We start from the raw sequence: 8,564 nt of genomic DNA, 5'->3' as shown, positions 1-8,564 counted from the left end.
GCGTCGCACCTCATGTAGGTGCGTGGATTGAAATTCGTCGATATAGGAGCCTTTACGAAGAGACAGCCGTCGCACCTTACTCAGGTGCGTGGGTTGAAACTGTAGTATGGTCATTTTACGTGGTTGTCGCAATGTTCGGGAAAAACATGTGGCCTTAAGTCGTCCCTATACCGGAAAATAAAAGGAGATACCAGAGATCAGTCACTAAGTTCCCACTAACTTTTCCTTCATGGAATACGAACATTCCTCTCCAAGGCGAACAGCTTCATTCTTATTTCTCCACTCTCTATCCATTCAACTCCTCCTTTTTTTGTAATCATAGTACTTTTTACCCGAATACTGGTGAAATATGACAAATAATGCGGTAAAATAGAACTAGATTGTATTGCTATGATCATGTGCGAGGAGATGTGCTTGTGTATATTGCTCATGTACGAGATCATGATAAAGAAATTCAACCGCTAAAAGCACATTTGCTTGGAGTGCAACGACTAGCGGAACAATTCGGAGCAAAGTTGGGTCTGAAGCACGTCGCCGGGCTAGCCGGGCTGCTTCATGATCTTGGGAAATATAGCGATCAGTTCCAGAAATATATAGACGTCGTTGCTTTTCACCCTGAATTACCTCAACCAAAGCGCGGTGAGGTTGATCACTCTACAGCGGGAGGCAGACTCCTGTTCTCGTTGCTCCATCATAAGGAAAGTACCTACCTAGAGAAGCTATTAGCTGAAATCGTCGGCAATGCTATCATCTCTCATCATTCCAACCTCCAAGATTATCTCTCACCTGAAATCAAGTCGGACTACTTAAGACGAGTTCAAGATACGAATCTTCCTGAATACGATTTGGCTGTTGAACGTTTTTTTCAGGACACGATGTCCAGAGAAGAGCTCAGTCATTACATTCAAGTTGCCGTAAATGAACTGAAACAATTTTGGAACCGTACGCCTGAACAAAGCTTTTTTGTTACAAAGTATGTTTTCAGTTGCTTAATTGATGCGGATCGGACCGACACACGTTGCTTTGAAGAACAGGCTGAGGTAGTGGAGTCCGCTCAGAATCTTCCGTTGTTTGAAATTTACTATCGTCGCTTAATGGATCATTTAACTCATCTCAAAGAAAAAAGTAATGCAAGCGACCCTATCAACGCACTGAGAGCCCAAATGTCGGAGCAGTGCGACGAATTTGCTGCTGAACGTCCGTCTGGCATTTACACGTTATCCATCCCTACGGGTGGAGGCAAGACACTGGCCAGTCTGCGATATGCTCTTCGTCATTCCTGTAAGTACGAGAAACAGCGGATCATTTATGTCGTACCATTTACCACAATCATAGAACAGAACGCGAATGAGGTCAGAAAAATTCTGCAGGACAACGAACATATTTTGGAACACCACTCCAATATTATCGAGGAAGGACAGGAAGATATGGAGGATGGCGATGAAGCCGATGACGGGCTGATTACGGACAAAGAGAAACTCCGGCTTGCTCGTGATAACTGGGATAGCCCGATCATTTTTACGACCCTTGTCCAATTTCTCAATGTCTTTTATGCCAAGGGCAACCGCAATACTCGTCGTTTGCATAATTTGAGTCGTTCGGTGATTGTTTTTGATGAAGTCCAGAAGGTCCCTATTCATTGCATCTCCTTGTTCAATGAGGCGTTGAATTTCTTGAAACAAGATGCCCATTGCAGCATTCTTCTTTGCACGGCGACTCAACCTACACTGGAGAATGTGAAGCATAGCCTCTTGAAGGATCGGGATGGGGAGATGGTGTCGAACTTAACTGAAGTTGTGAAGGCATTTAAGCGGGTCGAGCTGATTGACCGAACGGAAGAGCCTATGACGAATGAGACGTTAGCCGATTGGGTGAAGTCGGAAATTAACACATGGGGCAGTACACTGATCATTTTGAATACCAAAAAGGTAGTAAAGGATTTATACGAAAAGTTAAAGGATAGCCCTATGCCTGTCTATCACCTTAGCACGTCCATGTGCGCGGCACATCGAAAGGATCAGCTCAAGGAAATCCGAAGTATGCTGGACCAGCAAGTTCCTATCATATGTATCACTACACAACTGATAGAAGCCGGGGTTGATGTCAGCTTTAAATGTGTGATTCGTTCTCTGGCGGGGCTGGACTCGATTGCCCAGGCAGCTGGACGATGCAACCGACATGGAGAAGATGAATCGCAGAATGTATATATCATCGACCATGCGGAGGAAGCCGTTTCGAGGCTGCAGGAGATTAAAGTCGGAAAAGAAGTGTCCGGCCGCCTACTAGCCAGATTTAAGAAGAAAGCAGATCAGTATGAAGGAAACTTGCTTTTGCCCAAGGCGATGAGCGAGTATTTTCGCTATTACTACAATCGGATGGAGGCTAATTTAAACTATTACGTTAAGGAATTAGATAAAGAGATGACCAAGCTCCTGATGTCGCTCTCCCCGGAAAATGATTATGTGACGCACTACCGCAAGAAACAGGGGGCAAGCTTTCCATTAATTTTAAATGGCAGCTACAAAACAGCAGCAGAATACTTCCGGGTTATTGATCAAAAAACAACTTCCGTTCTCGTGCCGTATGGAGGAGGCAAGGAACTGATTGCTCAATTAAATAGCGGGGCTTGGCTTGATGATGTGACCCGATTTTTGAAGCAAGCCCAGCAGTTTACGGTGAACCTGTACTCGCAAGAGATGGAACAGTTAAAACGGGACAACGCTATTGTCGAGCACCTGGACGGCATGATTTATGAACTGAAAGAGAACTGGTACAGCGATGAGTACGGTGTGGATTTGGAGGGGGAGGGAGGAATGGACTTTGTGGCTTGGTGAGTCATTCCTCTGCTGAAATACAAGATGATAAAATCTGCAGCCTGAGAGAAATAAAAATCTTATCAGGCTGCTCCTGTAAAGGAGGTGATTCAAACCATGAGAAACGAAGTCCAGTTTGAAGTTTTCGGCGACTACGCTTTATTTAGCGACCCTCTAACCAAAATAGGCGGGGAGAAGCTGTCCTACAGTGTTCCTACCTATCAAGCGATTAAGGGAATTCTCGAGTCTGTCTACTGGAAGCCGACAATCATGTATATCATCGACGAACTGCGTGTCATGAAGCCGATCCAAATGGAATCCAAGGGAGTGCGCCCGATTGACTATGGGGGCGGGAACACGCTGGCAAATTATACGTATCTGAAGGATGTACATTACCAAGTAAAGGCCCACTTTGTCTTTAACGAACACCGGCCGGATCTCGCCTTCGACCGTAATGAAGGAAAGCATTACAGCATCCTTCAACGATCGTTGAAAGCGGGGGGGCGGAGAGATATTTTCCTGGGTACTCGAGAGTGTCAGGGGTATGTGCAGCCTTGCGAATTTGGCAGTGGAACAGGTTACTACGATACGGATGGAAGAACGCATTATTTAGGAACGATGGTTCACGGGTTCAATTATCCCGATGAAACAGGGAAGAATGAGCTTTCGGTTAGGCTTTGGAATGTTGAGATGAATCAAGGGTACATCCGGTTTCCAAAGCCAGAGGAATGCTCCATTGTCCGTACAGTCAGAGAAATGGAGCCCAAATCGTTCCATTCGGATACTATTGAGCCTGCGGAACAACTGCTCCGTACTTTAGGAGGTGAATGAGATGAGTTGGCTGCTCCATCTGTATGAGACGTATGAGGCGAATCTGGATCAAGTCGGGAAAACCGTAAAGAAGCGCGACCGGGAATACACGCTGCTGCCGGTGTCACATACAACCCAGAATGCACATATTGAAGTTACGGTCGATGAAGACGGGGACTTTCTCGAGGCCAGAGTATTGGATAAGGAGAGTACCTTAATTCCCTGTACAGAGGAATCCGCCAGTCGATCAGGCTCCAAGGTCGCTCCCTACCCGTTACACGACAAGCTTAGTTATGTCGCTGGGGACTTCGTGAAGTATGGCGGACAAATCAAAAATCCAGATGAAGTCCCTTTTGATAAATACATCCGCAATCTAGAGGAATGGGCCAATTCGCCCTACGCTACAGAGAAATTGAAATGTATTTACACGTACTTGCGTAAGAGACGGTTAATTGAGGACCTAGTCGCCGCCAAAATCATCAAGCTTGATGAGAACCAGCAGCTGATCGAGAAATGGGATGAGAAATATACGGCGAAGTACGGGGACAAGCCGCCCATTTTCTCAAGCGGGGCTGCGGAGACCTCCAGTGCTTTTATCCGATTTAATGTTCTTACCCCTGATTCTCCTGCGGAAGTATGGAAAGACCCGGCGATGTTCGAGTCATTTACAGCCTTTTACAATCAAAAGCTGGGAGAAACGGATGTTTGTTTCGTTACAGGAGAGATGCGTCCGAGTACGGAACGGCATGCGAACAAGATTCGCCATGCAGCGGATAAGGCCAAATTAATTTCTGCGAATGACAATTCGGGCTTCACCTTTAGAGGACGCTTCAAAACAAGCAAGGAAGCGGTATCCATCAGTTATGAGGTATCGCAGAAAGCGCACAATGCCTTGAAGTGGTTGATTTACCGTCAGGGGAAAACGATTGATGAACGCGTCTTTCTAGTGTGGGGCAACGATAATGACCCCGTTCCGAATACCGATGAGGATATTGTGGACATGATGCGTCATTCAGGCCGGGAAATCGAAAGAGAACCGGATACGGACAAGCCTTATGCGGATCAGGTTAGACGGGCAATCGACGGGTTTCGAAATGATCTGACGTATCAAGCAGAGGTGAATATTCTCGTTCTAGACTCGGCAACAACTGGCCGGATGGCGGTGCTTTACTATCGTCATCTGACTAAGGAACTGTATTTGAATCGTCTGGAAGAGTGGCATAACTCTTGCGCATGGGAGCATCGGTACCGCAAGGAAGACGAGCAGTTTATCAATTTTTATGGAGCGCCGGCAACGAAGGATATTGCATTTGCTGCTTACGGCCCCAGAGCAAGTGAGAAGATCATCAAAGGGACGATGGAACGGATGATTCCTTGCATTGTTGATAGACGTGCAATCCCTAGAGATATTGTCAGAAGCGCCTTCCACCGGGCTTCCAATCCAGTATCCATGGAACGTTGGGAATGGGAGAAGACGTTAAGCATCGCATGCGCATTGATTCGAAAAATGTTGTTGGAAAAAGGGGAGGAATGGAACGTGCCGCTTAACACCGAATCCAGGGATCGGAGTTATCTGTTTGGCCGCTTGTTGGCTGTGGCGGATGTGCTAGAACGGGGAGCACTAGGCAAAGACGAGACAAGATCTACTAATGCGATTCGTTATATGAACTCGTACGCCCAGAATCCAGGTCGAACCTGGAAGACAATACAGGCCAGCCTCCAGCCTTATCAAGCCAAGCTGGGAACGAAAGCGACCTATTTATCCAAGATGATTGATGAAATTGCTGATCAATTTGAGGAAGGGGATTTTAATAATCTTCCATTAACAGAGCAATATCTGCTTGGATTCTACAGTCAGCGCCGTGAACTATATAAGAAAAAAGAGGAGGATACAAACGAATGAGCACGCTTGGTCATAAAATCGATTTTGCTGTTATTTTGTCCGTGACGAAAGCCAATCCCAACGGGGACCCGCTGAACGGTAACCGCCCACGTCAAAATTACGACGGCCATGGGGAAATCTCGGATGTGGCTATTAAGCGTAAAATCCGCAATCGCTTGCTGGATATGGGAGAGAAGATTTTTGTCCAGTCGGATGACAGAAAAGTGGATGATTTCAAAAGTTTGCGTGAACGTGCGGATGCCCATCCGGAGCTGGCAAAAATGCTGAAAAGCAAAAATGCCTCTGCGGATGAATTTGCTAAGCTGGCTTGCCAGGAGTGGATCGATGTACGCAGTTTTGGACAAGTTTTCGCTTTCAAAGGTTCTGAGTTGTCTGTAGGCGTCCGCGGTCCTGTTTCCATCCATACGGCTACAAGCATTGATCCTATTGACATTGTCAGCACCCAGATTACCAAGAGCGTGAACTCTGTAACGGGGGACAAACGCAGCTCTGATACGATGGGGATGAAACACCGCGTTGATTTTGGTCTGTACCTGTTCAAAGGCAGCATTAATACGCAACTTGCGGAGAAGACAGGTTTTACCGAAGAAGATGCAGAGAAGATTAAGCAAGCGCTGATTACCCTTTTTGAAAATGACAGCTCTTCTGCTCGTCCGGACGGCAGTATGGAAGTCCATAAGGTATATTGGTGGAATCATTCCTCCAAGCTGGGGCAATATTCTTCGGCCAAAGTACACCGGTCTTTGAAAGTTTATTCTACAGCGCCTGAACCTAAACGTTTTGAGGATTACACAATTGAACTTGAGGAACTCGATGGTTTGAATGTCGAGGTTATCAATGGTCGTTAATGACGAGGACCGCTATTTAATGTTGTCAGGGCTCCAGCATTTCCAGTTTTGTAAACGTCAGTGGGCCCTGATTCATATTGAGCAGCAATGGGATGAAAATGCGAGAACCATCGAAGGCCAGCATTTACATCAAAAGGCGGATCAGCCGTTTATCCGGGAAAAGCGTGGAGACAAGTTAATCGTTCGCGCGATGCCGATTCAGTCCAAGGAACTGCAATTAAGCGGAATCTGTGATGTTGTCGAATTTGTTCAAGACCCTGAAGGAGTTGAAGTGGCGGGAGCGGAAGGCACCTATAAGGTCTATCCTGTCGAATATAAGCGGGGGAAGCCAAAGAAAGGTGATGAAGACACCATCCAACTTGCAGCCCAAGCGATGTGCCTGGAAGAGATGATGTTATGCCGCGTGGACACAGGATATATATTCTACAACGAAATCAAACATCGTGTTGAAGTGCCGATTCATGACATGTTGCGAGAACAAGTGAGACAAATGGCCGCAGAAATGCATGATTATTACGATAAACGCTATACGCCGAAGGTAAAGACGGGACCCTTTTGCAAAAACTGCTCTTTGCAGCATATCTGTGTGCCCCATTTGATGCATAAACGTTCGGTCCAAAGCTACATCGAAGGGAGGCTGAGTGATTGAAAAAGCTGTTAAATACGTTATACGTTACTCAGCCGGATACCTACTTAGCGCTTGATGGTGATAATGTATTGTTACTGAAAGGCGATGAGAAGATTGGTCGCTTACCGCTTCACAATCTGGAAGCGATCGTGAGCTTTGGATACACGGGGGCGAGTCCTGCATTAATGGGGTATTGTGCAGATCGGAATATTTCCATCACCTTCTTGACACAAAGCGGAAGATTCCTGGCAAGAGTCATTGGGGAAAGCCGGGGAAATGTCATTTTGAGAAAAACACAGTACCGGATTTCGGATCATGAAGAGGATGCAGCGAAAATAGCCCGAAACTTCATTACAGGGAAGATCTATAACCACAAGTGGATTCTCGAACGGATGACGCGAGAGTACCCGCTGCGCATTGATGTTGAACAATTCAAGTCGATTTCAGGCCAGCTTTCGGATATTTTGCGTGAAGTCCGTAACAGTAATAACCTAGAAAGTTTGCGAGGTTGGGAAGGTCAAGCTGCGGTTCTCTATAACCAGGTGTTTGATCAGATGATTTTGCAGCAGAAGGAGAGTTTCTTTTTCCACGGGAGATCCAGAAGACCTCCAAAAGACAACGTAAATGCCATGCTGTCGTTCGCCTACACTCTCTTGGCTAGAGATACGGCTGCGGCATTGGAGACCGTGGGGCTCGATGCTTATGTCGGCTTTTTGCACCAGGATCGTCCTGGTCGAGCTTCCCTAGCCTTGGATCTGATGGAAGAGCTGCGAGGAATTTATGCTGATCGCTTTGTGCTTTCGCTGATTAATCGGAAAGAAGTGACATCATCCGATTTTGTAGCAAAGGAAAATGGGGCTGTGTTGTTGACGGACGAGGCTCGCAAAAAGTTTTTGCAAGCATGGCAAACTAAGAAGCAAGAGAAGATTACCCATCCTTTCCTGGATGAAAAGATCTCCTGGGGGTTGGTTCCTTACGCTCAGGCCTTATTATTGGCACGTTTCTTGCGCGGGGATTTAGATGAATACCCGCCATTTTTATGGAAGTAGGTGAGTGAGTATGCTTGTACTCATCACATATGATGTCCAAACTTCAGGCGCGGGAGGATCTGCGAGGCTTCGCAGGGTGGCTAAGGCATGTCAAAACTATGGACAACGGGTGCAGAATTCCGTGTTTGAATGTAACGTCGATGCATCCCAGTTCACCGCTCTGAAACTGGAGTTATCTGAAATCATCGATCCTGAAAAAGATAGCCTACGCTTTTACCGGCTGGGCAATAACTACAAGACCAAAGTCGAACATATTGGCGCGAAGCCGTCGATCGACCTAGAGGATCCGCTCATCTTCTAGCGGTCAGCGGTGCGAACCCCAAGCGCACATAAAATCCCCGGGACGTTCGCACTCCGCGTCATTAAAGGGTTCGTTCGAGTTTCTAGTTGAAAATAACCGTAACATTTCGCACTCACAAAACAGGTTCGCACTTCCGGCCATGTGAGGCCTTGTGGCTCAAGGCTTCCCAAGTGCCGCTGTCGCACTCCTTGTGAGTGCGTGGATTGAAATTT

General features: G+C 46.6%; 7 protein-coding genes. All 7 read left to right on the top strand.

What is annotated here, in order from left to right; genetic code table 11:
* The first annotated feature begins 416 nt into the window (after positions 1-416).
* The 7 genes from C812_RS16900 (at position 417) to cas2 (ending at position 8,352) form a co-directional block, all read left to right on the top strand.
* The gene (locus C812_RS16900; RefSeq protein WP_016313871.1) at positions 417-2,834 is read left to right on the top strand and encodes a CRISPR-associated helicase/endonuclease Cas3; all 2,418 of its coding nucleotides are present in this window, start codon (positions 417-419) and stop codon (positions 2,832-2,834) included.
* 96 nt (positions 2,835-2,930) lie between these two features.
* Positions 2,931-3,644, top strand: a complete 714-nt coding sequence (gene cas5c, locus C812_RS16895; protein WP_016313870.1) for a type I-C CRISPR-associated protein Cas5c — start codon at positions 2,931-2,933, stop codon at positions 3,642-3,644.
* Position 3,645: 1 nt separating this feature from the next.
* A complete protein-coding gene (gene cas8c, locus C812_RS16890; RefSeq protein ID WP_016313869.1) occupies positions 3,646-5,526 on the top strand; it encodes a type I-C CRISPR-associated protein Cas8c/Csd1 in 1,881 nt (626 codons plus the stop codon).
* Complete coding sequence (cas7c, locus tag C812_RS16885; protein ID WP_016313868.1) at positions 5,523-6,374, top strand: type I-C CRISPR-associated protein Cas7/Csd2; 852 nt, start codon at positions 5,523-5,525, stop codon at positions 6,372-6,374. The genes cas8c and cas7c overlap by 4 nt, the downstream gene beginning before the upstream one ends.
* Entirely contained in the window at positions 6,364-7,023 is a 660-nt protein-coding gene (gene cas4, locus C812_RS16880; RefSeq protein WP_016313867.1) for a CRISPR-associated protein Cas4, read from the top strand. Before cas7c ends, cas4 begins: the two co-directional genes overlap by 11 nt.
* Positions 7,020-8,051, top strand: a complete 1,032-nt coding sequence (gene cas1c / locus C812_RS16875) for a type I-C CRISPR-associated endonuclease Cas1c (RefSeq protein ID WP_016313866.1) — start codon at positions 7,020-7,022, stop codon at positions 8,049-8,051. Before cas4 ends, cas1c begins: the two co-directional genes overlap by 4 nt.
* Before the next feature lie 10 nt (positions 8,052-8,061).
* Positions 8,062-8,352 carry a CRISPR-associated endonuclease Cas2 gene (gene cas2 / locus C812_RS16870; RefSeq protein WP_016313865.1) on the top strand — a complete coding sequence of 97 codons (291 nt, stop codon included), beginning with the start codon at positions 8,062-8,064 and terminating at the stop codon, positions 8,350-8,352.
* Positions 8,353-8,564 lie beyond the last annotated feature (212 nt).

This window comes from Paenibacillus barengoltzii G22, from assembly GCF_000403375.2.
In the GTDB taxonomy this organism is placed as follows: Bacteria; Bacillota; Bacilli; order Paenibacillales; family Paenibacillaceae; genus Fontibacillus; species Fontibacillus barengoltzii.
Note: the sequence above shows the minus strand (reverse complement) of the source record. Positions and strands in the feature narration are given on the sequence as shown.

Excerpts from the sequence above, each read along its gene's own strand:
- cas5c (WP_016313870.1), top strand. The coding sequence starts at position 2,931 with ATGAGAAACGAAGTCCAGTTTGAAGTTTTCGGCGACTACGCTTTATTT.
- cas8c (WP_016313869.1), top strand. The coding sequence starts at position 3,646 with ATGAGTTGGCTGCTCCATCTGTATGAGACGTATGAGGCGAATCTGGAT.
- cas7c (WP_016313868.1), top strand. The coding sequence starts at position 5,523 with ATGAGCACGCTTGGTCATAAAATCGATTTTGCTGTTATTTTGTCCGTG.
- cas4 (WP_016313867.1), top strand. The coding sequence starts at position 6,364 with ATGGTCGTTAATGACGAGGACCGCTATTTAATGTTGTCAGGGCTCCAG.
- cas2 (WP_016313865.1), top strand. The coding sequence starts at position 8,062 with ATGCTTGTACTCATCACATATGATGTCCAAACTTCAGGCGCGGGAGGA.